29 protein-coding genes are annotated in these 24,964 nt (G+C 74.3%); 17 read left to right on the top strand and 12 right to left on the bottom strand.

The annotated features are described in order from the left end of the window. Nucleotides 1-99 precede the first annotated feature (99 nt). Complete coding sequence (locus tag GXW83_RS05025) at nucleotides 100-1,071, bottom strand: alpha/beta fold hydrolase (protein WP_182441694.1); 972 nt, start codon at nucleotides 1,069-1,071, stop codon at nucleotides 100-102. A 103-nt stretch (nucleotides 1,072-1,174) separates the two neighbouring features. On the opposite strand from GXW83_RS05025, the gene GXW83_RS05020 reads away from it, so the two are divergent. From GXW83_RS05020 to GXW83_RS05005, 4 genes are all read left to right on the top strand, one after another. Further along, nucleotides 1,175-1,360 carry a hypothetical protein gene (locus GXW83_RS05020; RefSeq protein ID WP_182441693.1) on the top strand — a complete coding sequence of 62 codons (186 nt, stop codon included), beginning with the start codon at nucleotides 1,175-1,177 and terminating at the stop codon, nucleotides 1,358-1,360. 263 nt (nucleotides 1,361-1,623) lie between these two features. Beyond that, on the top strand, nucleotides 1,624-2,286 hold the full coding sequence (locus tag GXW83_RS05015) for a TetR/AcrR family transcriptional regulator (protein ID WP_182441692.1): 663 nt from the start codon (nucleotides 1,624-1,626) through the stop codon (nucleotides 2,284-2,286). Nucleotides 2,287-2,369: 83 nt separating this feature from the next. After that, nucleotides 2,370-2,597 carry a DUF3107 domain-containing protein gene (locus tag GXW83_RS05010; RefSeq protein WP_182441691.1) on the top strand — a complete coding sequence of 76 codons (228 nt, stop codon included), beginning with the start codon at nucleotides 2,370-2,372 and terminating at the stop codon, nucleotides 2,595-2,597. A 234-nt stretch (nucleotides 2,598-2,831) separates the two neighbouring features. After that, nucleotides 2,832-3,122 carry a hypothetical protein gene (locus GXW83_RS05005; protein ID WP_182441690.1) on the top strand — a complete coding sequence of 97 codons (291 nt, stop codon included), beginning with the start codon at nucleotides 2,832-2,834 and terminating at the stop codon, nucleotides 3,120-3,122. A gap of 66 nt (nucleotides 3,123-3,188) precedes the next feature. Here the strand turns inward: GXW83_RS05005 and GXW83_RS05000 are convergent, their stop codons facing one another. Further along, complete coding sequence (locus tag GXW83_RS05000) at nucleotides 3,189-3,932, bottom strand: ferritin-like fold-containing protein (RefSeq protein WP_182441689.1); 744 nt, start codon at nucleotides 3,930-3,932, stop codon at nucleotides 3,189-3,191. 419 nt (nucleotides 3,933-4,351) lie between these two features. Here GXW83_RS05000 and GXW83_RS04995 point away from each other — a divergent pair, with 419 nt between their 5' ends. The 6 genes from GXW83_RS04995 (at nucleotide 4,352) to GXW83_RS04970 (ending at nucleotide 10,627) form a co-directional block, all read left to right on the top strand. Beyond that, complete coding sequence (locus GXW83_RS04995; protein ID WP_182447090.1) at nucleotides 4,352-6,784, top strand: DEAD/DEAH box helicase; 2,433 nt, start codon at nucleotides 4,352-4,354, stop codon at nucleotides 6,782-6,784. 138 nt (nucleotides 6,785-6,922) lie between these two features. Continuing rightward, nucleotides 6,923-7,804 carry an alpha/beta fold hydrolase gene (locus GXW83_RS04990; protein ID WP_182441688.1) on the top strand — a complete coding sequence of 294 codons (882 nt, stop codon included), beginning with the start codon at nucleotides 6,923-6,925 and terminating at the stop codon, nucleotides 7,802-7,804. Between the two features lie 298 nt (nucleotides 7,805-8,102). Then, nucleotides 8,103-8,246 (top strand): hypothetical protein, encoded by a 144-nt coding sequence (locus tag GXW83_RS04985; protein ID WP_182441687.1) that lies wholly within the window; start codon nucleotides 8,103-8,105, stop codon nucleotides 8,244-8,246. Between the two features lie 206 nt (nucleotides 8,247-8,452). Continuing rightward, nucleotides 8,453-9,091: a DUF6758 family protein gene (locus GXW83_RS04980; RefSeq protein ID WP_182441686.1), complete on the top strand. Its 639-nt coding sequence runs from the start codon at nucleotides 8,453-8,455 to the stop codon at nucleotides 9,089-9,091. A gap of 57 nt (nucleotides 9,092-9,148) precedes the next feature. Further along, on the top strand, nucleotides 9,149-10,012 hold the full coding sequence (locus GXW83_RS04975; RefSeq protein ID WP_182441685.1) for a PHP domain-containing protein: 864 nt from the start codon (nucleotides 9,149-9,151) through the stop codon (nucleotides 10,010-10,012). Nucleotides 10,013-10,138: 126 nt separating this feature from the next. Continuing rightward, entirely contained in the window at nucleotides 10,139-10,627 is a 489-nt protein-coding gene (locus tag GXW83_RS04970; RefSeq protein ID WP_182441684.1) for a hypothetical protein, read from the top strand. 16 nt (nucleotides 10,628-10,643) lie between these two features. On the opposite strand, the gene GXW83_RS04965 is transcribed toward GXW83_RS04970, so the two are convergent. Continuing rightward, nucleotides 10,644-11,228, bottom strand: a complete 585-nt coding sequence (locus GXW83_RS04965) for a suppressor of fused domain protein (RefSeq protein WP_182441683.1) — start codon at nucleotides 11,226-11,228, stop codon at nucleotides 10,644-10,646. A gap of 31 nt (nucleotides 11,229-11,259) precedes the next feature. Continuing rightward, nucleotides 11,260-12,204 carry a DMT family transporter gene (locus tag GXW83_RS04960; RefSeq protein ID WP_182441682.1) on the bottom strand — a complete coding sequence of 315 codons (945 nt, stop codon included), beginning with the start codon at nucleotides 12,202-12,204 and terminating at the stop codon, nucleotides 11,260-11,262. Nucleotides 12,205-12,312: 108 nt separating this feature from the next. Between GXW83_RS04960 and GXW83_RS04955 the strand changes: the two genes are divergently transcribed. The 5 genes from GXW83_RS04955 to GXW83_RS04935 all read left to right on the top strand — a co-directional run bounded on the left by GXW83_RS04955 (nucleotide 12,313) and on the right by GXW83_RS04935 (nucleotide 17,079). Beyond that, entirely contained in the window at nucleotides 12,313-12,876 is a 564-nt protein-coding gene (locus tag GXW83_RS04955; protein ID WP_182441681.1) for a hypothetical protein, read from the top strand. 219 nt (nucleotides 12,877-13,095) lie between these two features. Next, complete coding sequence (locus GXW83_RS04950; protein WP_182441680.1) at nucleotides 13,096-14,472, top strand: magnesium transporter MgtE N-terminal domain-containing protein; 1,377 nt, start codon at nucleotides 13,096-13,098, stop codon at nucleotides 14,470-14,472. Further along, on the top strand, nucleotides 14,462-15,043 hold the full coding sequence (locus tag GXW83_RS04945) for a DUF1003 domain-containing protein (protein WP_182441679.1): 582 nt from the start codon (nucleotides 14,462-14,464) through the stop codon (nucleotides 15,041-15,043). The genes GXW83_RS04950 and GXW83_RS04945 overlap by 11 nt, the downstream gene beginning before the upstream one ends. A 93-nt stretch (nucleotides 15,044-15,136) precedes the next feature. After that, complete coding sequence (locus tag GXW83_RS04940; protein WP_182441678.1) at nucleotides 15,137-16,291, top strand: Mrp/NBP35 family ATP-binding protein; 1,155 nt, start codon at nucleotides 15,137-15,139, stop codon at nucleotides 16,289-16,291. Nucleotides 16,292-16,455: 164 nt separating this feature from the next. After that, nucleotides 16,456-17,079 carry a bifunctional 2-polyprenyl-6-hydroxyphenol methylase/3-demethylubiquinol 3-O-methyltransferase UbiG gene (locus GXW83_RS04935; RefSeq protein ID WP_182441677.1) on the top strand — a complete coding sequence of 208 codons (624 nt, stop codon included), beginning with the start codon at nucleotides 16,456-16,458 and terminating at the stop codon, nucleotides 17,077-17,079. Here the strand turns inward: GXW83_RS04935 and GXW83_RS04930 are convergent. The 5 genes from GXW83_RS04930 to sigE form a co-directional block, all read right to left on the bottom strand. Then, nucleotides 17,034-17,738, bottom strand: coding sequence for a hypothetical protein (locus GXW83_RS04930; protein WP_182441676.1), 705 nt, complete (start codon nucleotides 17,736-17,738; stop codon nucleotides 17,034-17,036). The two genes, GXW83_RS04935 and GXW83_RS04930, sit on opposite strands and share 46 nt — an antisense overlap. An 82-nt stretch (nucleotides 17,739-17,820) precedes the next feature. Then, entirely contained in the window at nucleotides 17,821-18,255 is a 435-nt protein-coding gene (locus GXW83_RS04925) for a sec-independent translocase (RefSeq protein ID WP_182441675.1), read from the bottom strand. A gap of 157 nt (nucleotides 18,256-18,412) precedes the next feature. After that, the gene (locus GXW83_RS04920; protein ID WP_182441674.1) at nucleotides 18,413-19,477 is read right to left on the bottom strand and encodes a S1C family serine protease; all 1,065 of its coding nucleotides are present in this window, start codon (nucleotides 19,475-19,477) and stop codon (nucleotides 18,413-18,415) included. A 379-nt stretch (nucleotides 19,478-19,856) separates the two neighbouring features. Continuing rightward, nucleotides 19,857-20,789 carry an anti-sigma factor gene (locus GXW83_RS04915; protein ID WP_182441673.1) on the bottom strand — a complete coding sequence of 311 codons (933 nt, stop codon included), beginning with the start codon at nucleotides 20,787-20,789 and terminating at the stop codon, nucleotides 19,857-19,859. Beyond that, nucleotides 20,786-21,499 (bottom strand): RNA polymerase sigma factor SigE, encoded by a 714-nt coding sequence (sigE, locus tag GXW83_RS04910; RefSeq protein ID WP_370466556.1) that lies wholly within the window; start codon nucleotides 21,497-21,499, stop codon nucleotides 20,786-20,788. Before sigE ends, GXW83_RS04915 begins: the two co-directional genes overlap by 4 nt. Before the next feature lie 335 nt (nucleotides 21,500-21,834). Between sigE and GXW83_RS04905 the strand changes: the two genes are divergently transcribed. Continuing rightward, nucleotides 21,835-22,458 (top strand): O-methyltransferase, encoded by a 624-nt coding sequence (locus GXW83_RS04905; protein ID WP_182447089.1) that lies wholly within the window; start codon nucleotides 21,835-21,837, stop codon nucleotides 22,456-22,458. Between the two features lie 131 nt (nucleotides 22,459-22,589). On the opposite strand, the gene GXW83_RS04900 is transcribed toward GXW83_RS04905, so the two are convergent. Further along, nucleotides 22,590-22,757 (bottom strand): DUF3117 domain-containing protein, encoded by a 168-nt coding sequence (locus GXW83_RS04900; RefSeq protein WP_152645929.1) that lies wholly within the window; start codon nucleotides 22,755-22,757, stop codon nucleotides 22,590-22,592. Nucleotides 22,758-23,100: 343 nt separating this feature from the next. On the opposite strand from GXW83_RS04900, the gene GXW83_RS04895 reads away from it, so the two are divergent. Then, nucleotides 23,101-23,901 (top strand): enoyl-CoA hydratase-related protein, encoded by an 801-nt coding sequence (locus GXW83_RS04895; protein WP_182441672.1) that lies wholly within the window; start codon nucleotides 23,101-23,103, stop codon nucleotides 23,899-23,901. A 56-nt stretch (nucleotides 23,902-23,957) separates the two neighbouring features. On the opposite strand, the gene GXW83_RS33820 is transcribed toward GXW83_RS04895, so the two are convergent. Beyond that, a complete protein-coding gene (locus GXW83_RS33820; RefSeq protein ID WP_225446762.1) occupies nucleotides 23,958-24,530 on the bottom strand; it encodes a DNA-3-methyladenine glycosylase I in 573 nt (190 codons plus the stop codon). Continuing rightward, entirely contained in the window at nucleotides 24,527-24,925 is a 399-nt protein-coding gene (locus GXW83_RS33815; protein ID WP_225446761.1) for a DivIVA domain-containing protein, read from the bottom strand. The genes GXW83_RS33820 and GXW83_RS33815 overlap by 4 nt, the downstream gene beginning before the upstream one ends. Nucleotides 24,926-24,964 lie beyond the last annotated feature (39 nt).

Genomic DNA, 24,964 nt, shown 5'->3' with positions numbered 1-24,964 from the left:
GGATGCGCGCTACGACTGCGCAGCTGCGGCACTGCGGCTGAGGCGCTGCGGCTGCCGCGCTCCGGGTGAGGCGACGCCTGCGCCGCTGCGCCTGCGGCGCTACGGCAGGCCCGCTACCGTGGGCTCGGCCGGAGCCGGGCCGGACGGCTCGGCGGCGACCGCCGTGCCGGCCACCAGCTCGCGGAAGGCCCCGGCCACCAGCTCCGGGTACTCCATCATCGCCACGTGCCCGGCCTCCGGCAGCACCATCAGCCGGGAGTCGCGGAACGCCTGGGAGGACCGCCGGGCCATCCGGTAGGAGACCAGCTTGTCGCGCAGCCCGTAGACCAGCAGCACCGGCGCGGTCACCTGCTCGGCCTGCCGCCACAGCGCCTGCGGGCCGCGCTCGGTGTACGCCCGGACGATGCCGCGCGCCGACCGCACCAGCACGTCCATGGAGTACGGCAGCGCCATCCGCCGCCGGTATTCGGCGGCCATCTCGGCCCGGCGCTGGGCGTCGATGGTGCCCGGGTCGCCGTAGCAGAGGTTCAGCAGCGCCTCGGTCTGCTGCTCCGCCGGGCGCCCGTCGGTGAGCCGCCCGAACAGGGCCGGGACGCCGGGCACGGCCAGCAGCGCGGTCGGCAGCGCCGAGGTCTGCGGCGGCACCTCCGGCAGGGCGGGCGAGACCAGCGTCAGCGTCCGCACCAGGTCCGGGCGGAGCGCGGCCAGCCTGGTGGCCACCGCGCCGCCGAGGGAGTTGCCGAAGAGGTGCACCGGGCCGCGCCCGGACAGCTCCAGGTAGTCGACCACGGCCCACATGTGCGCGGTGACCGAGAGGTCGCCGTCGTCGGGCGGCGGTGACTGGCCGAATCCCGGCAGGTCCAGGGCGTGGCCGTCGACGTCCCCGGCCAGCCGGTCCATCAGCAGCGTCCAGTTCTGGGACGAGCCGCCGAGGCCGTGGACGAACAGGGCCGGGGGCAGTCCGGGCCGCTCCGGCGGCATCGCCTCGACGGCCAGCGGGCAGCCGGGGACGGTCAGCCGCTGCGGTGCCCGGACGGGCTGGGGTGCTTCAGGCAGTCCGCTCATGCTCATGGGGTCGATGTTATGACCGCGCGGCCCGGGGAAGGTTCTTCTACGCTCGGAGCGCGAGCAGGTCGCCTGCTTCGTCCGCCGGATCCCGGGAGGTTGTACAGCCATGAGCGATCCCGAGTCGATCATCGAGGAAGCCGACGTACCCGAAGCCGCCGCGGAGCCCGGGGAGGTCGTCGAGGACGACCGGGGCGACGACGAACCGATCGACGAGGTCGAGCTGGAGGTCCCGGTCGCGGACGCGGTGGAGCAGCATCGGGTGGTGCGAATCGACGAGGACGAGTACCGCTGACCGCCTTTTGCCGGTTCTGCACCACTATGACGCGCTCTGCCCCGGCTCTCCTTGTGGACACCGCACAACACATCCCCGAGACTTTCTACCGGCGACCAGGAGTCCACGGGATTACCGACAAGTACGATGGCTCCGGAAGCACCACCCGCACGGCCTCGGCTGCGCGTGGCCTGGATCCGGGGGTGTCGCGGGGTGACCTGCAGTCAGCCGCCGGCCGTGGCCGCGTCTGCGCCGGAGCCCCACAACCGTGAGTGAGGAGCGCCGTGACGGCTATCCAGGACACGGACGAGCGCCCGCGCCCAGGCAAACCCACGACAGGCCGCCTGCCGCGGAGCGCGCGCCGCAACCAGCTGCTGGGGGCGGCGCAGGAGGTGTTCGTCGCCCAGGGCTACCACGCCGCGGCGATGGACGACATCGCCGAGCGTGCGGGTGTCAGCAAGCCTGTTCTCTACCAGCACTTCCCGGGGAAGCTCGAGCTGTACCTGGCCCTGCTGGACCGGCACTGCGAGGCCCTGGTCGACGCCATCCGCGCGGCGCTGGAGGCCACCACCGACAACAAGCTGCGGGTGCTGGCCACCACCGAGGCGTACTTCGCCTACGTGGCGGCCGAGTCCGGCGCCTTCCGGCTGGTCTTCGAGTCCGACCTGACCAACGAGGACGCGGTGCGCGAGCGCGTCGAGAAGGTCACCCGGGAGACCGCCACCCTGGTCAGCAAGGTGATCGCGGAGGACACCGACCTCCCCGAGGAGGAGGCCATGCTGCTGGCGGTCGGCGTCTGCGGGCTGTGCCAGATCACCGCGCGCTTCTGGCTGGCCCAGGGCGGCAGCATCCCCAGCGACGAGGCGGTCCGGCTGGTCTCCAGCCTGTCCTGGCGCGGGCTCAAGGGCTTCCCCATGCACGGCGGCGACCCCGCGGCAGGGCACTGACACCGTAAGGTGGGCCCGTACGGCGCGATCAGTCGCGCATGGATCACCAGCTACACGCCTTGAGGGGCCGGAGGGACGAAGCCGTGGAGGTCAAGATCGGCGTGCAGAACGCGGCTCGGGAGATCGTTCTCGAGAGCTCGCAGTCTGCGGAAGAGGTCGAGAACGCGGTCGCCGCGGCGCTCGAGGGCAGCTCCAAGCTGCTGAAGCTCGTCGACGAGCACGGGCGCAAGGTCCTGATCCCGGCCGAGCGCCTCGCCTACGTGGAGATCGGCGAGCAGGCCGCGCGCAAGGTCGGCTTCGGCGCGATCTGAGCTTCGGCTGCGCACACCGCCACGGCCCCGTACCCCCTCGCCGGGGGCGCGGGGCCGTCGCCGTACCCGACGCCCGCGCGAGTCGCCCCCGGGATACCCCCCGGGGGGTGGAATCCGGCCGGGCGGCAGCCGCGATCGCGCCGCACCGCATGAGCCGGGCCGACCCTGGGTACGTCCTGAGTGTTCGCCGAAGGCGGCTACCAGGCGGACCCGAGACGGGAGGAAGCAGCGCTCATGGCATGGGACTTCGTCACGTTCGCCCTGGTCGGACTGGTCGTCGGAGCGGGGGCGGCGATGCTGCTGCCCCGGCTGTTCCGGGCCCCGCGCACCCTGACGGTGCTGACCGGGGTGATCTCCGCGCTGCTCATCGGCGGGCTGACGAGGATCGTGCTGGGCGCGGACAGCCTGCTCGCCAGCTCGCTGGTCGCCCTGGTGGGCGCGGGCCTGCTGGTGTCCGTGCTGGCCCGGCCCGACCAGCGGTCGCACCCGCTGCACCGGGCGCCGAGGCGTCCGCACCACGCCTGACCTCCGACGACGACCGCCCGCCGGTCACACAGGTCAGCAAGGCGGTCAGGACGCCGGACACCCGGCTCAGGACGCCAGACCCAGCGCGGCCATGCGCTTGGTGTGCGCCTCGGTGATCCGGTTGAACATCTTGCCGACCTCGACCAGGTCGAAGCCGCGCACCTCGGTGCCGCCGATCAGCAGGTTCGACAGCGCGTCGCGCTCGGCGACCACCCGCTGTGCCTGGCTGAGCGCCTCGCCCATCAGCCGCCGGCCCCACAGCGCCAGCCGCCCGGCGATCCGCGGCTCGGCCTCAATCGCCTGGCGGACCTTCTCCACCGCGAATTCGGCATGGCCGGTGTCGGACATCACCGCCAGCACCAGCGAGCGGGTGTCGTCGTCCAGCCGGGCCGCAACCTCGCGGTAGAAGTCGGCCGCGATGGAGTCGCCCACATAGGCCTTGACCAGGCCCTCCGGCCAGTCGGCGGGGGCGGTCATGCGGTGGAAGGCGTCCAGCGGCTCGGCGAACGGCTGCATGGCCTCGGTGGCGTCGGCGCCGATCCCGACCAGCCGGTCGTGCAGCTGCTGGTAGTGGTGGAACTCGGCGGCGGCCATGCCCGCCAGCGCGGCCTTGTCCTCCAGCGACGGCGCCAGCTTGGCGTCCTCGGCGAGCCGTTCGAAGGCGCTCAGCTCGCCGTAGGCCAGGGCGCCGAGCAGGTCGAGGACGGCCGCGCGGTACTGCGGATCTGCGGCGCAGGTCTCCCAGTCGCCGATCGAGGGGTGCGCCTCCCCGGCGCGCCGGGCGTCCTTGCTGTGCTGCGGGGTCTCCATACGCGGCACCTTAGTCGGCCCGGACGGGGTTGCGGCCACCCGCCGCCGGGGCAGCGAATCCCCGCCGTGTATCGCACGTCACGTGTTCGATGAATCGCTTGACGGTATGGTGGTAGTGAGGACCGGCGTATACGCCTCCAGGCGCGCACCCGCTTCCTCACGCAGACGGATGCCCGGTCGGTGGAACGATCGGCTCCGACCGACCCAGCCCTTCCGATCCGGGGACGGACCACGAAGGGCCCGCAGTGGCCGAGCGAGGGCCGCCGCAGACCGCACCTACGCGGTCCCGCGCCGGGCCTCCCATCATTGGCCTCTCGCAGCGCCGCCCGAGCGTCCATGTGTGACATGGGACGACAGGGCCGGTGCGCGGGACGGCCCGCGAGGACGCCGGTCGCGGTCAGCGCGCCCGTACGTGCGACATGTACGGGTGCCCGGCCGCCCCCCGCCCGGCCGCCCACACCGGAAGAGGCATCGCCCTGACTACGTTCCGAGACCTCGGGATTCTTTCCGAGACCGCAGAAGCCCTCGAGGCTGTTGGTATCACTTCACCCTTCCCGATCCAGGAGATGACCCTCCCGGTGGCCCTGAGCGGCCACGACGTCATCGGCCAGGCCAAGACCGGCACCGGCAAGACCCTGGGCTTCGGACTTCCCATCATCGACCGGGTCCGGGTCGCCGCCGACGTGGACGCCGGCCGCTGCACCGCCGCCGAGCTGACCACCACCCCGCAGGCGCTGGTGGTCGTGCCGACCCGCGAGCTGTGCACCCAGGTCACCAACGACCTGCAGACTGCCGGCAAGGTCCGCAATGTGCGGGTCCTGGCCATCTACGGCGGCCGGGCCTACGAGCCGCAGGTCGAGGCGCTGCAGAAGGGCGTCGACGTGGTCGTCGGCACCCCCGGGCGGCTGCTCGACCTGGCCCGGCAGCACAAGCTGGACCTCTCCGCCGTCCGCATCCTGGTGCTGGACGAGGCGGACGAGATGCTCGACCTGGGCTTCCTGCCCGACGTCGAGAAGATCATGACCATGCTGCCGACGCGGCGCCAGGCCATGCTGTTCTCGGCCACCATGCCGGGCCAGGTCATCAGCCTCGCCCGCCGCTACATGAGCCAGCCGACGCACATCCGGGCCACCGCGCCGGACGACACCGGCGCCACCGTCGCCGCCGTCAAGCAGTTCGCGTTCCGCGCGCACTCGATGGACAAGGTGGAGACGGTCGCCCGCATCCTGCAGGCCGAGGGCCGCGGCCTGGCGATGATCTTCTGCCGGACCAAGCGCACCGCCGCCGACGTCTCCGACCAGCTCACCCAGCGCGGCTTCGCCGCCGGGGCGGTCCATGGCGACCTCGGCCAGGGCGCCCGCGAGCAGGCGCTGCGCGCCTTCCGCAACGGCAAGGTGGACGTGCTGGTCTGCACCGACGTCGCCGCCCGCGGCATCGACGTCGAGGGCGTGACCCACGTCATCAACTACCAGTGCCCCGAGGACGAGAAGACCTACCTGCACCGCATCGGCCGCACCGGCCGCGCGGGCGCCTCGGGCACCGCGGTCACCCTGGTGGACTGGGACGACGTCCCGCGCTGGGGCCTGATCAACAAGGCGCTGGAGCTGGGCCTGGCTGAGCCGGAGGAGACCTACTCCACCTCGCCGCACCTGTTCGAGCTGCTGAACATCGCCCCCGGCACCAAGGGCGTGCTGCCGCGCGCCGACCGCACCCGGGCGGGCCTGGGCGCGGAGCAGATCGAGGACCTGGGCGAGCCCGGCGGACGCGGCCCGCGCGGCCGTGGCGAGAGCCGCACCGAGGGCCGCGGTGACGGACGCCGTCCGGCCGCCGCCCCCGCGGCGCCCGCCGAGGAGCGTCCGCGCCGCGAGCGCCAGCGCCGCCGCACCCGGGGCGCGGGCGCCGAGGCCGCCGCCCCGGCCGTGGTCGAGGCATCGTCGGCGGAGGCCGCAACGGTCGAGACCGCCGTGATCGAGAACGCCGTGATCGAGACCGCTGTGGCCGAGGCCCCGGCGGCACCGCGTCGCCGCCGCCGTGCGGCGGAGCCGGCCGAGGCGGTCGAACCGCTGGTGGCCGCCGTGGAGGCCGCGCTCGCGCCGGTGGCCCTCACCGAGCCGGAGGCCGAGGCCCCCGCGCCGCGCCGCCGCCGCCGCGCTGCCAAGGCCGTGGAGGCCGTGGACACCGTGGACGCGCCGCTGACGGCCGCACCGGCCGCCGAGGCCGCCGCCGAAGCGCCCGTGGCCGAGAGGAACGCGCCGCGTCGCCGCCGCCGGGCCGCCGAGGCGGTCGTAGTGGTCGAGGCCACCGGCGTCGAGAGCGTCACCGTCGACAGCGTCGTCGCCGTCGAAAGTGCCGCTGTGGCCGAGCCGTCGGCCGAGTCGGAGGCTGCCGCGCCGCGTCGCCGCCGCCGCCCGGTCAAGGCCGCCGCGGAGGCCGTGGAGTCGGCCGCGGAGGCCGGCGCCGTCGAGCCCGCGCCGGTCGCCCCGGCCGAGCCGGAGGCCGAGGCCGCCGCACCGCGCCGCCGCCGTCGCGCCGTCAAGGCCGCCGAGTCCCCGGCCGCCGCCCCGGTCGAGGCCGTGGCCGCAGCCGCGCCGGTCGCCCCGGCCGAGCCGGAGGCCGAGGCCGCCGCGCCGCGCCGCCGTCGTCGGGCGGCCCGTCCGGAGGGGGCTGCGGCCGAGGCCGTGGCCGCCCCGGCGGAGGTTCCGGCGCCGCGTCGGCGCCCCGCGCCGGCGGCCAAGGCGTCCGTGCCCGCCCCGGCGGAGACCGAGGCCGCGCCGCGTCGGCTGCGCCGCAGCGAGCGGCTGGCCGCGGCGGCTGCCGCGCAGGCCGCCGCCGAGAGCGCGACCCGGCGCTGACCGGTAGGAACAGGCACGACGGCGGGGCCGGGCGGACAGCCCGGCCCCGCCGTCGTGTCGTTCCCGGGCCATCCGCCCGTCACGGCGGATGGTTAGGCTCGGCCCGCACCCCGCAGAACGCCGGAGGAGAACGCCCCGATGAGCACGCCGCCCTTCCTGACGCTGCCCGCCTCGGCCCGCAGTGTGCGGCTGACCACCGCCCGCGGCGGGTTCGCCGCGCTGCGCAGCAGCCCGTCCGCCGGCCCGGTCCGCGGGACCGCCCTGCTGCTGCCGGGGTTCACCGGCAGCAAGGAGGACTTCATCGCGCTGCTGGAGCCGCTGGCCGCGGCGGGCTTCGAGGTGGTCGCGGTCGACCAGCGCGGGCAGTACCAGACCGGCGGCCCGGACGAGGACGCCGCGTACACCCTGGGGGCGCTGGCGCTGGACCTGCGCGCGGTCACCGACGCGGTCGGCGGCGGGCGTCCGCTGCACCTGCTCGGCCACTCCTTCGGCGGGTACGTGGTCCGGGAGGCGCTGCTGCGGGCCGCCGCCGACAGCGACCGGCTGCCCTGGGACTCGCTGACGCTGATGAGCACCGGCCCGGGCGCGGTCTGCCCGGACGAGGCGGGCCGGGCCGAGCTGCTGGTCTCGGTGCTGCCGCCGGTGATGGAGCTGGAGGCGGTGTGGCAGGCCATGCGGCAGATGGAGCAGCAGGCGGGCACGCTGCCGGTGACCACCCCGGAGGTGACCGACTTCCTGCACCGGCGCTGGCTGGCCAACGTCCCGGCGGCGCTGCGGGTGACCGGGCGGCAGCTGACGGTCGAGCCGGACCGGGTGGAGGCGCTGGCCGGGGTGGCGCTGCCGAAGCTGGTGCTGTCCGGTGAGCGGGACTACGCCTGGCCGGTCGAGGAGCAGCAGAAGATGGCGCAGCGGCTGGGCGCGGGCTACGCGGCCGTCCCCGGCGCGGGCCACTCCCCCAACGCCGAGCAGCCCGCCCGCACCGCGGCGGAGCTGGTGGACTTCTGGCTGTCGGTCAGCTGACGCACCGCCACCCGCCGGGACGGTCGGAGTTGCGACCGGGACAGGTAAGTGGCGCGACAATAATCGTTAGCTTCGGTAATGTTCTCGGCGTCGGTATCCCTCTGCCCGGCAATCTTTTTCCCCCGCGTGCACCCCGTGTACCTCCCTCTCTCCCCTCGGGCCCGCCCGACACACCGGTTTTACCGCCGGGCAACGTCGACGAAGCAGCAGCGCCGCACAGTCGACGGTGGAGGAGCAGGCACGGGTGCGACGCCATGCACCGCCCACTCCTCGTAAGAGGTCAGGAAGGGAGAGGCCCATGCATTTCGAGGTCATGCGCCTGGACGCCGACGGCACCACGACGGACCCGCTGATCGCGGACGCGGAGACGGTCCGCGCCATGGTCGAGGACGCCGCCCTCACCGGCGAGCGTCTCTACATTCGCCCGCACGAGGTGTCGTGACCCCCTAGCGGGGCCCCGGCCGGCCCGGCCGGCACGCAGGACGGACACCACGGAGACACCACGGAGCGGTGGCAGGGCGGGACCTGACGGTCCCCCGGGCCGCCGCTCCTCGCGTTCCGCCCGCCCGCCGGGCCGTGAATCGAACGCCCCGCCGGGCGGGTGATCGTCCTTGACGCCGGGGTCGGGAGGGAGGACCGTGGTCGTCTATGAGGGGCGAGCCCAGTTGCCCAAGGTGCGGGGGCCGTGTCCGCGCCCCGGGCCTGTTCACCGATACGTGGCAGTGCGACGCGCACGGCGCGGTCCATCCGCTGCAGCCCGTCGTCCCGCCGAGCGTGCAGGCGCTGGGGGTGGCGGTCGCCCGGGCCGAGGTCCCGGTGTGGATGCCCTGGCCGCTGCCGGTCGGCTGGCTGTTCACCGGGATCGCGCACGCGGGTGACGACCTCTCCGGTGCCCGGGCCACCGCGGTGGCCTGCTCGGGGCCGGGGCCGCTGGGCGGTCCCGGGGAGCTGATCCTGGTGGCCGAGGAGATCGGCGTGGGCCTCGGCGCCCGCTTCGCCGGGCTGTCCGGGGCCGATCCGGGGGATTCGCTCGCCTTCGACCAGCCGCCGCACGCCAAGGTGCACGCCACCGGGCGCCCGACCGCGCTGTGGCACGTCCCGGACGTCCCGGACGACCGGGCCGTCTTCGTCGGCGAGGCGCGCGGGCTGTGGCTGTGGGCCGTGGTCTGGCCGGAGCGCTCGGGCCTGCTGATGTACGACGAGCTGGTGCTGACCGACCTGCGGGACGCCGGGGCCGAGCTGGACCTGATCCCCTGCGGGGCGCTCTCCCCCCGGCTGATCGGCTGACGCCGCCGCCCCCGGCTACGCTGCCGGGAGCAGCCGCCGACCCGAGGAGCCCCGCCCGTGCGCATCGACCTGCACACCCACAGTTCCGCCTCCGACGGCACGGACAGCCCGGCCGAGCTGGTGCGCAACGCCGCTGCCGCCGGGCTGGACGTGGTGGCGCTGACCGACCACGACACCGTCGCCGGTCATGCCGGGGCGGTCGCCGCGCTGTCCGGGCCGGAGCTGGCCGGGAGCGGGCTGACCCTGGTCACCGGCGCGGAGCTGTCGTGCGTGGTGGGCGGCATCTCGATGCACCTGCTGGCCTACCTCTTCGACCCGCAGGAGCCGGAGTTCGCCCGCGAGCGCGACCTGGTGCGCACCGACCGGTTCCGGCGGGCGGAGGCCATGGTCGAGCGCTGCCGGGAGTTGGGGGCGCCGATCACCTGGGAGCAGGTGCTGCGGATAGCGGGCGACGGCGCGGTCGGCCGCCCGCACGTGGCCAGCGCGCTGGTGGAGGCGGGGGTGGTGCCGGACGTGGACTCGGCGTTCACCGGGCAGTGGCTGGCCAACGGCGGCCGGGCGGACGTGCGCAAGCACGAGCTGGACCCGTTCGAGGCGGTCCGGCTGGTGCGGGCCGCGGGCGGGGTGCCGGTCTTCGCCCACCCGGGCGCGGTCAAGCGCGGGCGGACCGTCTCCGAGCAGGTCATCGCGGAGCTGGCGGCCTCGGGGCTGGGCGGGATCGAGGTGGACCACATCGACCACGACGGGCCGACCCGGGCCCGGCTGCGCGCCCTGGCCGCCGAGCTGGGGCTGCTGACCACCGGCTCCAGCGACTACCACGGCGAGCGCAAAACGGTGCGGCTGGGCGCGCACACCACCGCGCCCGAGGTGTACGAGGCGCTGGTCGACCAGGCGACCGGGGCCAAGCCCCGGAGCGCCTGACGCTGTATCCGGATTCGCCCGTCCTTAAACCCTATGAGCTGGTAATCTCTGCCGACTTCAGTGGGCCGTACCACGGCCGGACGCACTGGACATGCAGTCAGATCATCATCAGATGGGGGAAGATCAGTGGCGATTCGTCGTGCCAAGCAGAAGCAGCAGGTTATTGAGAAGCTCTCGCAGTCCGCACCTCCCGGGGAGACCTTCATCGCCTGCGTGCACGTCGAGACCGGCCCGAGCCCCTGGCTCAACGCCATCTTCGACGAGATCGGCCCGCTCGGGCTGATCGTCGCCTTCACCCGCAAGTTCTACTTCCTGACGCTGACCAACACCTCGGTCGTGGTCAACTCGGCCAGCCGCTGGACCAACCGGCCCGGCGAGGTGGTCGCCGTGTACCCCCGGCACGAGCTGCCGGTCAGCAAGGTGAACCGGGCGATGGTGTGGAGCAGGCTGCACCTGCACCTGCCGAACCGGCCCAAGCCGACCCGGCTGAACGTGCACCGCTACTGGCGCGACGAGCTGGACCAGCTGCTCGCCGTGCTGCCGCCGCACGCCTTCGCCGACGGCCGGATCCCGGCGCAGGCCCAGGCCGCCGCGCAGCAGGGCACCCGCGTCTGACCGGGGCTCAGTCGGCTCAGTCCAGCGGTACCGAGCGGCGCAGCGGATCCCGCAGGTCCGCTCCGTACCGCAGCCAGCGCTCCTGCAGTTCGGCCGCGCCGTGGACGCGCTTGTGCGCGGCCTCGTTGGGAGTCATCGGCAGCAGCGGCAGGAAGCGCACCGGCTCGGCGGGCTCGGGGAGGGCGACATCCTCCACCAGCCCGCCGGGCTCGGCGACCAGGAAGCCGGTGAAGGGCGCCCCGGTCCACACCGGGCCGCCCAGGTCCAGCGAGCCGCCCGGGGCCACGATCACGCCCTCGACCTGGGGCGAGGCCGCCAGCGTGGCCAGCGGGCGGAGCACCTCGTCGCGGCCGCCGCGCACGGTCAGCAGCAGCTCCGCGCGCGGCCCGCGGACCGGGTCGGCGACCAGCTCGTTGGGGTCGGCCATGGGGGCGGCGGACATGCCCAGGGTGGCGTAGCGGACCAGCCCGTCGCCGGTCAGGAAGCGCAGCACCGCGATCCGGTCCGCGCCGACGAAGGTGACCGAGGCGCGGGCGTCCGGCTCGCCGAAGGTGCTGACCAGTCGGGCTTCGACGGCGGCGAGGACTTCATCGGCGGACATGGTCCCCCACCCTACGACCTGTTGACGCCGGTCACGACCGGCGGTTGCCGCGGACGACCACGACCAGCCCGGCCAGGATGACCGCCACCGCCGGGTAGACCGCGACCGGCGGCAGCTGCCCCAGCCAGACGGCGGCGATCAGGGCCGCGCCGGGGGTCTCCAGCAGGATCGCGGTGGACACCATGGACGGTCCCAGGGTGCGCACCACCCGGTTGCTGAGCGAGTGGCCGAGGAACTGCGCGCAGGCGGTCAGCAGCACGATCTGCAGCCAGGCGGTGCCGCTGAAGCCGGTCAGCGCCGTACCCGAGGCCAGGCAGGCCACCAGCAGCAGCACCGCCGTGGTGGTGTAGCAGACGAAGGTGTACGCGGTGGTGCTGACGGTCCGCCGGACCTCGCTGCCGAGCAGGAAGTAGCCGGACGCGGCCACACCCGCGCCGAGCGCCAGGCCGTCCCCGGCCAGGTTGCGCGGCGAGAGCGAGAAGTCCACGCCGGTCAGCACCAGCACCCCGGCGAAGGCCAGGGCGGTGCCGATCCACACCGTGCGGGGCGCGCGGTGGCCGCGCAGCCGCAGGATCACCGTGGTCCACAGCGGGGTGGTGGTGCACAGCGCGGTGGAGGAGGCGATCGAGGTCATCCGCAGGCTGGGCAGCCACAGGGCGAAGTGCAGGGCCAGGAAGGCCCCGGCGGCCAGGGCCAGCAGCAGCGTCCGGCGGTCGGTGGTGACCAGTCGGCGCAGCTCCGGACGCTGGCGCAGCAGCGCGATCGGCGACAGCAGTCCGGTGGCGATGCAGTTCCGCCAGAAGGCGATGGCCAGCACCGGCGCGGCGGTGGCCGAGATCAGCGGGGCGGAGAAGGCGACGCCGGAGACGGCGAGGGCGAGCAGCAGGAAGTCGGTCCGGGGCACCGCCGACAGGTCCGGGTGGACGGCGGTCGCCTCGGACGTCACCGGGGCGGTGGCGGCGGCGGACGGCGGCATGGTGCTCCTCGACGGCGGCGGAGGCCCAGTAAGGGGCGTCTTGATGGTACGAGACTGACGATCACGGCGGGAAGATGGACCGAGGGGTGGACGCGTACGCTCAGCCCCATGACTGAGGTGAGCGCGGAGCGGCTGGACCGGGCCCTGGTGGAGGAGTCGGCCAAGAAGTCCGGCCTGGTCTGGGTGGGCGCCGGGGCGGGGCGGCCCGGCGGCGACCGGCCGGTCTGGCACATCTGGCACGACGGCGCGGTGGTGCTGGTCGGCGACGGCGCCGAGCAGCCGCTGCACGGCTGGGCGGCGGGCGACACGGTCACCGTGACCGTCCGCAGCAAGGACTCCTGGGGGCGGCTGGTGGCCTGGCCGGCCCGGGTGGAGGAGCTGGCGCCGCAGACCCCGGAATGGGCCGCGGCGGTGCAGGAGCTGAAGGCCAAGCGGCTGAACTCGCCGGACCACGACACGGTGGCCGAGCGCTGGGCCCGGGAGTCGCGGGTGCTGCGGCTGGTCCCGGCGGGCGGCACCAGCCAGCGGCCGGGGGCGCTGCCGGACGACGCGCACACGGCCGTCCCGGTGCAGACGCCCGCGACCACCCGCAAGCCGGTCCCGGCGGCCCTGCCGAAGCTGCTGTTCGGACGCGGGCGGCGGCGCCGGGGCGGGCAGCCGGGCGGCAGCTGACCGGGGGCGGCGAGCGTCCGGCGCGCGGGCCGGGGGCCGGTCGAACGTCCATGCGTGCGGCGCGGAGGCCGGGGCAGGAGTCCGGTGGGACCGCCGCCCGGCAGCCCCGCCGGTGCCCTGCGGGCCTGGCCGGGACCGACGGGCCGTGACACCGGTAGCCTGTGCGCATCCGGTCGTGCAGCGGAGCGGTCCGGAGCAGCCTCCACCTGGAAGGGCCACATGAGCGCAGCGTCCTCCCGCGTTTTCATCTCCCACCTGGCCGGGGTGCCCGTGTTCGACCCCAACGGCGACCAGGTGGGGCGGATCCGCGATCTGGTGGTCAACCTGCGCCTGGGCGGACGGCCGCCGCGGGTGGCGGGCTTCGTCGTCGAGGTGGTCAGCAAGCGCCGCGTGTTCCTGCCGATGAACCGGGTCACCAGCCTGGAGTCCGGCCAGGTGATCACCACCGGTGTGATCAACATGCGCCGCTTCGAGCAGCGCTCCAGCGAGACCCTGGTGCTGGGGGAACTGCTGGACCGCCGGGTCGAGTTCAACGCCGACGGCCCCGGCGGCGAGGCCGGTGAGATCGTCACGGTGCTGGACGTCGCCATGACCCAGACCCGCAACCGGGACTGGGAGATCGACAAGGTCTTCGTCGAGCGCGGCAAGCCCGGCCGGCTGCGCCGCAAGGGCGAGACGCTGACCGTGGACTGGTCCGCCGTCACCGGCTTCGCGCTGCGCGAGGAGGACCAGGGCGCGGCCAACCTGCTGGCCACCTTCGAACAGCTGCGCCCGGCCGACCTGGCCAACGTGCTGCACCACCTGTCGGCCAAGCGCCGCTCCGAGGTGGCCGCGGCGCTGGACGACGAGCGGCTGGCCGACGTCATGGAGGAGCTGCCCGAGGACGACCAGGTGTCGATCCTGGGCGCGCTGCACCAGGAGCGCGCCGCCGACGTGCTGGAGGCGATGGACCCGGACGACGCCGCCGACCTGCTCTCCGAGCTCCCGGAGAACGAGGCCGAGCGGCTGCTGCAGCTGATGGAGCCGGAGGAGGCCGCGCCGGTCCGGCGGCTGCTGAGCTACGCCGAGCACACCGCGGGCGGGCTGATGACCACCGAGCCGGTGGTGCTGGAGCCGGACGCGACCGTGGCCGAGGCGCTGGCGCGGGTGCGCAACGCCGACCTCAAGCCGGCCCAGGCCGCCCAGGTGTACGTCTGCCGCCAGCCGACCGAGACGCCCACCGGCCGGTACCTGGGCCTGGTGCACTTCCAGCGGCTGCTGCGGGAGCCCCCGTACACGCTGCTGGGGGCGATCGTCGACGGCGACCTGGACCCGCTGTCGCCCGGCACCGAGCTGCCCCGGATCACCAGCTACCTGGCGACCTACAACATGGTGGCCGCGCCGGTCGTGGACGACACCCAGCACCTGCTGGGCGCGGTCACCGTGGACGACGTGCTGGACCACATCCTGCCGGAGGACTGGCGCGAGTCCGCCCTGCACGGGGGCCTCGGCGACGAGCCCGACGACACCACCGAACGCAACGGCCCGGACCACCTGGACGACCGGGACGACACCAGCGACGACCGAGCCCAGGAGGTGGCCGCCGATGGCCAGTGACCGCCGCGACCGCGAGCAGCGGCAGCGCGAGGCCGTGTCCCCGCGCGCGCCCGAGCGGGAGGAGCGCCGCCGCAGCCGGCTGGACCAGCCCCAGCGCCGCCGCGCCCGGATGACGCTGCCCAACCCCGACTCGGAGGCGTTCGGCCAGCTGTCGGAGCGGATCGCCCGCTTCCTCGGCACCGGCCGGTTCCTGGTCTGGATGACCGTGGTGGTGCTGATCTGGGTGGGCTGGAACGTCCTGGTCCCGCCCGGTCTGCGGTTCGACTCCTACCCCTTCATCTTCCTGACCCTGGTGCTGTCGCTGCAGGCGTCCTACGCCGCCCCGCTGATCCTGCTGGCGCAGAACAGGCAGGACGACCGGGACAAGGTCAACATGGAGCAGGACCGGGCCCGGGGCGAGCGCAACGTCGCCGACACCGAGTACCTGACCCGCGAGGTCGCCGCGCTCCGGCAGGGCCTCGGCGAGGTCGCCACCCGCGACTTCCTGCGCTCGGAGCTGCAGAGCCTGATCAAGGAGCTGGAGAACCGCCCGCACGGCGAGCCCCAGGAGGAGCGCGTCGGCCGGCTCTGAGCCCGCCGGACGGCCGCGGGCGCGGCCGGCTGTGAGCCGCCCCACTCCGCGGACCGGTCGGTGCGCCCCGCGCCGCGCCGTACCATTCACTGCATGGCTTCTGACACGCAGACGACGGCACTGGAGGAGTCCGTACGCACGGCCCTCGGGACCGTGCAGGACCCGGAGATCCACCGGCCGATCACCGAGCTGGGCATGGTCAAGTCGGTCGAGATCGACGCGGCGGGCGCGGCCCGGGTCGCCGTCTACCTCACCGTCTCCGGCTGCCCGATGCGGGAGACCATCACCAGCCGGGTCACCGAGGCGGTCGCGGCGGTGCCCGGCATCACCTCGGTCGCGGTCGAGCTGGACGTGATGAGCACCGAGCAGCGCCAGGAGCTGGCCGCCATGCTGCGCGGCGGCAAGGCCGAGAAGGAGATCCCGTTCGCCCAGCCGGGCTCGCTGACCCGGGTCTACGCGGTCGCCTCCGGCAAGGGCGGGGTCGGCAAGTCATCCGTAACGGTGAATCTCGCCGCGGCGCTGGCCGCCGACGGCCTGAAGGTCGCCGTGGTGGACGCCGACATCTACGGCCACAGCGTGCCGCGGATGCTGGGGGTGGACGGGCGTCCGACCCAGGTCGAGAACATGATCATGCCGCCGTCGGCGCACGGCGTGAAGGTGATCTCCATCGGCATGTTCACCCCCGGCAACGCCCCGGTGGTGTGGCGCGGGCCGATGCTGCACCGCGCCCTCCAGCAGTTCCTCGGCGACGTCTACTGGGGCGATCTGGACGTGCTGCTGCTGGACCTGCCCCCGGGCACCGGCGACATCGCCATCTCGGTGGCGCAGCTGGTCCCCAACGCCGAGATACTCATCGTCACCACCCCGCAGCAGGCCGCGGCCGAGGTCGCCGAGCGGGCCGGGACGATCGCGCTGCAGACGCACCAGACCATCGTCGGCGTCATCGAGAACATGTCCGGCATGCCCTGCCCGCACTGCGGCGAGATGGTGGACGTCTTCGGCACCGGCGGCGGGCAGACCGTCTCCGAGGCGCTGACCAAGGCCACCGGGGCCCGGGTGCCGGTGCTCGGCAGCATCCCGATCGACGTGCGGCTGCGCCAGGGCGGCGACGAGGGCAAGCCGGTGGTGCTCAGCGACCCGGAGTCGCCCGCGGGTGCGGCGCTGCGCGGCATCGCCGGCAAGCTGTCCAACCGCCAGCGCGGGCTCTCCGGGCTGTCGCTGGGCATCACCCCGCGGAACAAGTTCTAGGAATATCCGACCATTGGTCGGCCGGTCGGCACCGGGCCGAATTCAGGAAACTGTCAGCCCGGATACCTACCGTGCTCTTACCGCACGGGTTACGGTGAGCGCCGAAAAGTAAGGAGACCGCGCGCAGTCAGCGGTCCACCCCCCGGAAGCGAGTCCCTCCCCCGATGACTTCTGCTCCGCACAACACCGCCGCCTCGACCGAGGGCCGCAGCTACACCGACCGGCTGGTCGCCCTGGAACGGGTCGGCTTCAAGCGGCTGCTGCCGACCCAGGCGCCGTACCGCTGGAACCTCCGCCGACTGCGGCTCGGCCGCGTCCTGGACGTCGGCTGCGGCCTCGGCCGCAACCTCGCCAACTGCGATCCCGGCAGCGTCGGCGTGGACCACAACGCCACCTCGGTGGCGACCGCCCGCTCGCGCGGGCTGAACGCCTTCACCTCGGACGAGTTCCCCGACTCGCCCGAGGCCCGGCCCGGCTCCTTCGACAGCCTGCTCTGCGCCCACGTGCTGGAGCACATGGACCCGCAGCTGGGCCGGGACGTGCTGACCTCCTACCTGCCGTACGTGCGGCCCGGGGGCTCGGTGGTGCTGATCACCCCGCAGGAGGCGGGCTACGCCTCGGACGCGACGCATGTGCACTTCATCGACTTCGACGGGCTGCGCGAGGTCGCCGCCGACGCCGGGATCGAGGTGCGGCGCAGCTACTCGTTCCCGTTCCCGCGCAGCGCCGGGAAGCTGTTCCGCTACAACGAGTTCGTCCTGGTCGGGGCGCTCACCGAGCAGCCCTGACCGTAGGCCGCCAGGTCGGTCACCGTGGTGAACCCCAGCGCGTAGGCGCTCACCCCGCGCCCGTAGGCGCCGAGGTGGACGCCGGGCGCCTCGCCCGCCAGCACCCAGCCGTACTCGGACTCCCGGTAGCGGAAGGGCTGCGGGATGCCGTTGACCGGCAGGGTGAGCGGTGACCAGCCGGGGCCGCGCAGGTCGTCGGCCAGCTCCCAGGCCAGCGCGGACTGCTGGTCCAGCCAGGCCCGGCGCATCTCCCGGCCGAGCGGCGCCTGGTGGGTGGCGGCCAGCAGGCCGGAGCCGGCCAGCCAGGCGGCGGAGGCCACCGAGGTGGCCTCCAGCATCCCGGTGCCGTCGCCGAGGCGGCGCGGGGGGCGGGCGCCCACGGTGACGACGACGGCGAAGCGCCGGTTCTCGCTCAGGTCGGGTGTGCCGGTCCGGCCGACGGAGCTGCCGCGGGGGAAACAGTCGCGGGTCGGCTCGTCACCGTGCCCGATGGAGCCGTAGTCGACCCGGCCGTCCGGATCGACGACGACCGGCGTCAGCCAGCGCCGGCCGCTCCAGCCGTCGTCCAGGCTGTACCAGGGAAACTCTGCCCGCAGATAGCCGTCGGCCAGGTCGGACGTGTCCGGCCCGGCCGACGTGGTGTGGCTGGTGGTGCCCATCCCGGCCCTCCTGTGCTGGCGTGGTGACGCTCAGCACAATAGCGGTCACAGGATCGGCCCGGCCGGACCGACGATCGTCTGATCAGGTCGCGTCGAGGTCGTACGGCGTGGCCTCGCCCGCGGCCAGGGGCGCGGCGACGGCGCCGGCCGGCTTGTCCAGCTGAACCTTGCCCAGCGGGTCGCGCTGGGCGGAGCGGACCGCGGCCGTGGCACTGGCCGCGTCCTTGGAGAAGCCGTTCTTCAGCTCCTGCAGCTCGCCGAGGCCGAAGTCGTCGCCGTGGGCCGCGAGCTGCTTGCGCACGAAGGTCTTCGGGTTCAGGTCCTCGAACTCGAAGTCCTTGAACTCCGGGCCCAGCTCCTTGCGGATGTCCGCCTTGGCGCTCTCGGAGAACTCGCGGATCTTGCGGATGAACCCCATCGCCTCCGAGACCAGCTTGGGGAGCTTGTCCGGACCGAAGATGACCACGGCCAGGATCACCAGCGCCACCAGCTTGATGGGGCCTATGTCGAAGAACACCGTGTAGCTCCCCTGGAAGATGAGAACGGCAGCCCGAGGGCACACCGAGCACCGTATCCGACCAGAGTAATCGCCCCAGGTGTCCGCGAGACCGTACGGCGGCGACGATATGGCCGTGAATTCCCCCGGCAGAGCTGGAGGAAGCACCGGAAAACGGTCACGCCACGCCGTCGGCGGGCGTCCCGCGCACCGCCCGCAGCCGCACCGGGACGACCAGCTCCGCGCCCGCCCGCTGCACCGTGAGCCGGGCCGGGGCGTCCGGGGCGCGCCCGCGTACCAGCGCCACCAGGTCGTCCGCGCTGCCCACCGGCGTCCCGTCGACGGCGGTGACCACGTCGCCGGGGTGCAGCCCGGCGACGGCCGCGGCGCTCCCCGGGGTGGTCCGCAGCACCCGGCCGCCGCCCTGGTAGCCGGTGTCCAGCAGCACGCCCAGCGCCGTCCGGGTGACGGGCACGCCGTCGATCAGCTGCTCGGCGACCCGCATGGCCTGGTCGATCGGGATGGCGAAGCCGATGCCGTCGCTCCCGGCCTCGTCGTCGGCGCCGTACGGGTCGGCCGCGTCGGGATCGGCCGAGCGGATGGCGGTGTTGACGCCGACGACCTCCCCGGCCGAGTCCAGCAGCGGGCCGCCGGAGTTGCCCGGGTTGATCGCCGCGTCGGTCTGCAGCGCGTCCAGGTAGGCCGGGCCGCCGGAGCCGGTGGCCGCCATGGTCACCGGCCGGTCCAGCGAGCTGACGATGCCCGAGGTGACGGTCGAGCGCAGGCCGAAGGGGTCGCCGATGGCCAGGACCGGATCGCCGACCCGCAGCCCGGCGGCCGAGCCCAGCGCGATCGGGCGCAGCCCGGTGACGCCGTCCACCTGGATCACCGCCAGGTCGGCCACCGGGTCGCGGCCGACCACGGCGGCCGCGTGCTGCTGGCCGCTGGTGAAGACCACGGTGATCCGCCCGGGCCGCCCGAGCGGGGCGACGACGTGGTTGTTGGTGAGGATGTGCCCCTTGCCGTCGAGCACCACGCCGGTGCCGGTGACGCTGTCGGAGCCGTCGCTGACATGCAGGTAGACCACGCCCGGCAGGGCGGCCTGGACGACGTCGGCGGTGCTGTCCGGGCCGAGGTGCCGACTGGCCCCGGGGACGGGCTGCAGGGTGATCCGGCCGCCCTGCTGCTGCCCCTGGACGACCGCGCCCACGCCGCCGCCCAGCAGCCCGGCGCAGACCACCACCGCCAGGGCCCCGAGAGCGGTCCTCAGCGCCGGGTGGCGCGCCGCGCCGGAGCCCCGGGCCCGCCCGGGCCCGGCGAACCCCCCGGGGCTGCTGCCGCGCCGCCCAGGGCCGTGCGGGGGCCGGCGTGCGGGGGGCCGGCGTGCGGGGGCTGGTGTCCGGCGCGGCGGCCGGGCGGCCCGGCGGCAGGGCGAAGCCGGGGCCGTGCCCGACCGGGCCGTCGGGGTGGCTCCAGCCCCGGGGGCCGATGCCGCCACGGCTGCCGCCGTCACGGCTGTGGCCGTCTCGATCTTCGCCGGACATTCGGACGCCGCCCTCCACCGCACCTGAGAGTGGGTCGATTCAACCAGGCCCGGGCCGTCCGGCCCACCACCGGCGGCGTCAGCGGGTCCGGCCGCCGACCAGCGGCAGGGTGGGTGACGAGGGGCTGGGCGTGGCCGTCGGCGACGCCGCGCCGTGCTGGGCGTCCAGGGCGTTGGCCAGGTCGGCGGCGCTGCCCGCGTTCAGCGGCGCGGCCACCATGCGGCTGTTGGTACGGCTGCCGAAGTCGGGGAACTGCCCGCCGCCGGCGGTGCTGGAGTCGGCGACCGGGGCGACGTTGCCGTAGGGCTCCTCCACCGGCGTGCCGGAGGCGGTCACACCGGTGACGGCGCTGCCCAGGGCCACCGCGGCGACCGAGAACGCCCCGGCCGCGGCGAAGGCGAAGCGGCGGCCACGGGCCAGCGAACCGGCCGTGGCACTGCGGACCGGCTCGGCCGGCCGGTCCGGTCTGCGCATCGGGTCGTCCATGGCGTCCATCCGGGCCGCGATCGGCCGAGGCCCACCGCGAAAGGGCATGGACCGCTCGGCTCGCGGGTCCACCCCGGGCACCGGGTGCTCGGCGCCCAGCGCGCCCCGGCCGAAGAGTCCGCTGCCGAAGACCGCGCCGCCGCTGCCCAGCGAGTTGCCGCCGAACACGCCGCGCACGATCTGGCCGCCTCCGCCGCCGCTCGGCGGGGCCCCGCGGTCCTCGTCGGACTCCATCGAGATCGCCATCAGCCGGGAGAGCAGCGGGCCGCTCGGGCCGGGTGCCGCCGCCGCCTGCAGCCTGCTCTTGAGCCGGCGCTCCTCCTCGGCCCGGGCGAGGCAGGCGGCGCAGGTCGCCAGGTGCGACAGCACCCGCTCGCGGGCGTCGTGGTCGAGTTCGCCGTCGACGAAGGCGGCCATCCGCTCGCCGAGGTGCTGATCGGCGGCGGGGACGCCGGGAGCCGTGCGGGTGACCCGCAGCTCCACGACGACCTCGGGCTGGCGGGCGCGACGAGGCCGCTCCGTCACGAGGACCGCCTCCGTTCCGTCAGCTCGTCGGCAGGCCCGGCGGCGCCGTTGGCGGTGGCCAGAGCGGTGCCCTGGGCGTCGTCGGCGGCGTCGGCGGACGCGCCGCGGCGCTCCCGGCCCTCGTGCGCGCCCGGCGCCCGGTGCTGCAGCGAGGCCCGCAGGTGGGCCCGGCCCCGGTGGATGCGGCTGCGGACGGTGCCCAGCTTCACGCCCAGGGTCGCGGCGATCTCCTCGTAGGAGAGGCCCTCGATGTCGCAGAGCACGACCGCCGCGCGGAACTCCGGCGCGAGGGTGTCCAGCGCCTGCTGCACGTCGGCGTCGAAGTGGGTGTCGTAGAAGTGCTGCGCCGGGGAGGGCTCGCGGCTGGGCAGCCGCTCGGCGGCGTCCTCGGCGAGCGCGTCGAAGCGGATCCGCTGCTTGCGGCGGACCATGTCCAGGAACAGGTTGGTGGTGATCCGGTGCAGCCAGCCCTCGAAGGTGCCGGGGGTGTAGGTGGACAGCGAGCGGAACACCCGGACGAAGACCTCCTGGGTGAGATCCTCGGCGTCGTGCTGGTTGCCCGTGAGTCTGTAGGCAAGCCGGTAGACCCGCGCGCTGTGCGTCTGGACGATCTCCTCCCAGCTGGGGGGAGTCCACGTCGGGGTAGCGCCGTCCTCGTCGAAGGAGGCGGTGTGCGTACTCTGCGCTTGCTCGGGCTGTGGCTCACTCATCACGGGCTTCGGCGTCAGGTCTGGCGCGTGGCCGCGAAAGTGCCGCGAACGGGCGCCCCCCTCGACCACACCTCCTCGATCGACTCTTCTGCCAAGCAGAGCCACCACCATAGCCGCCTCGCCCGTTAGTTCCGGATAAAAGCCAATCACCGTACAACCCCACCTGCGGCTATGCACACCGCGGGGGTTTCGCCCGGGGAGCCCCGGGCACCTTACCCATCCGTCACAACGGTCCACGGCCACGCCGGGTTCCGCCGCTACCCACTAACCTGTGGCCTGAAATGTCGACTCACGACGCGGCGGACACCGCGCAGGCAACGGACTAAGGGGCAGCCATCGCCGGCTACGGGCAGTCGGACGCGGGTCTCGCCGACGCCTATGCCCTGGAGGACGACGCACTGCACCTGGCCCGGGCCCAGTCGGATCTGGCCGCCGTACGGCCGGTCTCCCCCGGCAGCGGGGCGGCGCTGCGGCTGCTGGCCGCCGCCCTGGACGCCAAGGCCGTGGTCGAGATCGGCACCGGCGCGGGCGTGTCGGGGATCTGCCTGCTGCGCGGCATGCGCGCGGACGGGGTGCTGACCACCGTCGACATCCAACCCGGGCTGCAACGCCAGGCCCGGGAGGCGTTCACCGCGGCCGGATTCCCCTCCGGGCGCGCCCGCTGCATCCCCGGCCCGGCCCTGGACGTCCTGCCCCGGCTCGCGGACGGCCAGTACGACCTGGTGTTCTGCGACGGCGACCCGGCCGAGGGCCCGGAGTACCTCGCTGAATCGTTGCGCCTGCTGCGCCCGGGCGGGATGGTCTGCTTCGAGGGCGCGCTCAGCGCGCTGGACGCCGACTCCTACGACGACCGGGCGCACGCCGCGCGGGCACTGGTCAGCACGGTGCGGGAGCACCCGGGGCTGCTGAGCGTGCTGCTGCCGGTCGGCGACGGCCTGCTGTGCGCGCTGCGCCGGTGACGGCGGGCCGCGACGGCCCGGAAAACAAAACGAGTGCGGCCCTGGGCCCGCTCCCCGTCGAAGCGGGATGCGAGCCCAGAGCCACACTCGGTACGGCGTCTGCGCCCGTACCAGGACCCGGAGGGGGTCGTTCAGCCGAAAACCTTCTTCAGCGCATCGCCGAGCGCGTCGGCCTCGTCCGGGGTCAGTTCGACCACCAGCCGCCCGCCGCCTTCGAGCGGTACTCGCATGACGATGCCCCGCCCCTCCTTGGTCACCTCGAGCGGGCCGTCGCCCGTCCGCGGCTTCATGGCCGCCATGCTCGTTCCCCTTCCTGCGAACCTGCTTGCCGACGCACCCACGGCCCGTCCACCGCAGGTATCGAACGCATTGATCGGACCCCAGTATCCCGCATCGGGGCACCTGATGACCAACATCACTGCTCCCTCCCGCCCCAGAACACCCAGCACGGCCGTACCGGAGCGGTTTCCGACCGCTCCTCAGTTCCCTTTCGGCCGTTCCCCGCTCCACCCGCGGCGCCCTGTGCGCGCGGCGCACCCGGGCGTCCGCCCGGACTCTGACGTGGCCTACGTCACACCACCCCGCTCCCGGTCGATCCGTCATGCTGAGACCGGGACTACTGATCAGTAATAGGAGATGCGCATGGCCGACAGCGTTCTGTACGAGCTGACCGACGGGCTCGCCGTGGTCACCATCAACCGGCCGGAGGCGATGAACGCGCTGGACACGGCGACCAAGGTGGGGCTGCGGGACGCCATGGCCACCGCCAAGCAGGACCCGGAGGTCCGGGCGGTGCTGCTGACCGGCGCCGGGGACCGGGCCTTCTGCGTCGGCCAGGACCTCAAGGAGCACCTGGGCAAGCTGGTGGAGGCCCGGGAGGGCGGCGAGGGCGCGCTGACCACCGTCCGCGACCACTACAACCCGCTGGTCACCGCCATCGCCTCGATGCCCAAGCCGGTCGTGGCGGGCATCAACGGCGTGGCCGCGGGCGCCGGCGCGGGCCTGGCCTGGGCCTGCGACTTCCGGATCCTGGCCGACCACGGCGGCTTCAACACCTCCTTCGCCGGGGTGGCCCTCAGCGCCGACTCCGGGGCCTCGTGGACGCTGCCCCGGCTGGTCGGCCAGGCCAAGGCCGCCGAGCTGCTGATGTTCCCGCAGACCGTCCCGGCCGCCGACGCGCTGGCGCTGGGCCTGGCCCACCGGGTGGTCCCGTCCGCCGAACTGGCCGCCACCGCGCTGGCCTTCGCCCGCACCCTGGCCGAGGGCCCGACCGTGGCCTACGCCTCCATCAAGGAGTCGCTGGCCTACGGCACCTCGCACTCGCTGGTGGAGACCCTGGCCAAGGAGGACGAGCTGCAGACCCGGGCCGGGAAGTCGGCCGACCACTGGATCGCGGTGCAGGCGTTCCTCGCCAAGGAGAAGCCCCGCTACACCGGGGCCTGAGCCGCGCCGAGCCCGAGCCGCGCCCGGTCCGAGCCGGGCGCGAGCGCTCCGGCGCCTCAGACCGTGACGTGGCAGTCGGCCAGGTGGTCGTCGACCAGGCCGCACGCCTGCATCAGCGCATAGGCCGTGGTCGGGCCGACGAAACGCAGTCCGCGGCGCTTCAGCTCCTTCGACAGCGCCGTGGACTGCGGCGTCACCGCCGGGACGTCGGCCAGGGCGCGCGGGCGGCGGGCGGCGGCGCGGTCCGGGGCGAACGACCAGACCAGCTCGTCCAGGCCGCCGTCCAGCTCCAGCACGGCCCGGGCGTTGGCGATGGTCGCCGCCACCTTGGCCCGGTTGCGGATGATGCCCTCGTCCGCCAGCAGCCGCTCCACGTCGGCGTCGCCGAAGCCGGCCACCACCGCCGGGTCGAAGCCGGCGAACGCCCGGCGGAAGCCCTCGCGGCGGCGCAGGATGGTGATCCAGGACAGCCCGGACTGGAACGCCTCCAGGCTGATCCGCTCGTACAGCGCCCGCTCGCCGTGGACCGGGCGGCCCCACTCGTCGTCGTGGTAGGCCAGGTAGTCCTCGGCGGACAGCGCCCAGGGGCAGCGCAGCAGCCCGTCCGGACCGGCCAGTGCGGCGCTCACGCCTGCTCCGGGCCGGACTGCGGCTCCTGCGGCGGCGCGGCGGGCCCGGACGGCGAGGGCGCGGCGGGGGCGCTCGCGGGGGCCGTGCGCTCGTCCTGCGGGGCGTCCAGCGCGGCCGCCAGGGCGGTCTCCAGCTCGGCGATCCGCACGTCCCGGTGGGACAGCTCGGCGCCGAGCCGGTCCAGCACGTCGTCCACCTCGTCCATCCGGTAGCCGCGCAGGCCCATCGGGAAGCGCAGCCCGTCGACGTCGGCCCGGTTCAGCGGGCGGTCCAGCGGCAGCCGGGCGGACAGCCGGTCCCGCTCGGCCTCCGGCAGCGAGCCGCCGCCGCCCAGCGCGACCAGCGCGGCGGCGCCCACCACGAGCACGATCACGACGAGGATCAACCAGAACACAGCCCACCACTCCCAGCTCCCGGTGGGGGATCATGAGTA

It is taken from the genome of Streptacidiphilus sp. PB12-B1b (assembly GCF_014084125.1).
Classification (GTDB): domain Bacteria; phylum Actinomycetota; class Actinomycetes; order Streptomycetales; family Streptomycetaceae; genus Streptacidiphilus.
Note: the sequence above shows the minus strand (reverse complement) of the source record. Positions and strands in the feature narration are given on the sequence as shown.

Bases quoted from the DNA above. Each gene is read 5' to 3' on its own strand.
- GXW83_RS05025 (WP_182441694.1), bottom strand. From the start codon at position 1,071: ATGAGCATGAGCGGACTGCCTGAAGCACCCCAGCCCGTCCGGGCACCG.
- GXW83_RS05020 (WP_182441693.1), top strand. From the start codon at position 1,175: ATGAGCGATCCCGAGTCGATCATCGAGGAAGCCGACGTACCCGAAGCC.
- GXW83_RS05005 (WP_182441690.1), top strand. From the start codon at position 2,832: ATGGCATGGGACTTCGTCACGTTCGCCCTGGTCGGACTGGTCGTCGGA.
- GXW83_RS05000 (WP_182441689.1), bottom strand. From the start codon at position 3,932: ATGGAGACCCCGCAGCACAGCAAGGACGCCCGGCGCGCCGGGGAGGCG.
- GXW83_RS04995 (WP_182447090.1), top strand. From the start codon at position 4,352: ATGTACGGGTGCCCGGCCGCCCCCCGCCCGGCCGCCCACACCGGAAGA.
- GXW83_RS04990 (WP_182441688.1), top strand. From the start codon at position 6,923: ATGAGCACGCCGCCCTTCCTGACGCTGCCCGCCTCGGCCCGCAGTGTG.
- GXW83_RS04985 (WP_182441687.1), top strand. From the start codon at position 8,103: ATGCATTTCGAGGTCATGCGCCTGGACGCCGACGGCACCACGACGGAC.
- GXW83_RS04980 (WP_182441686.1), top strand. From the start codon at position 8,453: ATGAGGGGCGAGCCCAGTTGCCCAAGGTGCGGGGGCCGTGTCCGCGCC.
- GXW83_RS04965 (WP_182441683.1), bottom strand. From the start codon at position 11,228: ATGTCCGCCGATGAAGTCCTCGCCGCCGTCGAAGCCCGACTGGTCAGC.
- GXW83_RS04960 (WP_182441682.1), bottom strand. From the start codon at position 12,204: ATGCCGCCGTCCGCCGCCGCCACCGCCCCGGTGACGTCCGAGGCGACC.
- GXW83_RS04955 (WP_182441681.1), top strand. From the start codon at position 12,313: ATGACTGAGGTGAGCGCGGAGCGGCTGGACCGGGCCCTGGTGGAGGAG.
- GXW83_RS04950 (WP_182441680.1), top strand. From the start codon at position 13,096: ATGAGCGCAGCGTCCTCCCGCGTTTTCATCTCCCACCTGGCCGGGGTG.
- GXW83_RS04945 (WP_182441679.1), top strand. From the start codon at position 14,462: ATGGCCAGTGACCGCCGCGACCGCGAGCAGCGGCAGCGCGAGGCCGTG.
- GXW83_RS04940 (WP_182441678.1), top strand. From the start codon at position 15,137: ATGGCTTCTGACACGCAGACGACGGCACTGGAGGAGTCCGTACGCACG.
- GXW83_RS04935 (WP_182441677.1), top strand. From the start codon at position 16,456: ATGACTTCTGCTCCGCACAACACCGCCGCCTCGACCGAGGGCCGCAGC.
- GXW83_RS04930 (WP_182441676.1), bottom strand. From the start codon at position 17,738: ATGGGCACCACCAGCCACACCACGTCGGCCGGGCCGGACACGTCCGAC.
- sigE (WP_370466556.1), bottom strand. From the start codon at position 21,499: ATGAGTGAGCCACAGCCCGAGCAAGCGCAGAGTACGCACACCGCCTCC.
- GXW83_RS04900 (WP_152645929.1), bottom strand. From the start codon at position 22,757: ATGGCGGCCATGAAGCCGCGGACGGGCGACGGCCCGCTCGAGGTGACC.
- GXW83_RS04895 (WP_182441672.1), top strand. From the start codon at position 23,101: ATGGCCGACAGCGTTCTGTACGAGCTGACCGACGGGCTCGCCGTGGTC.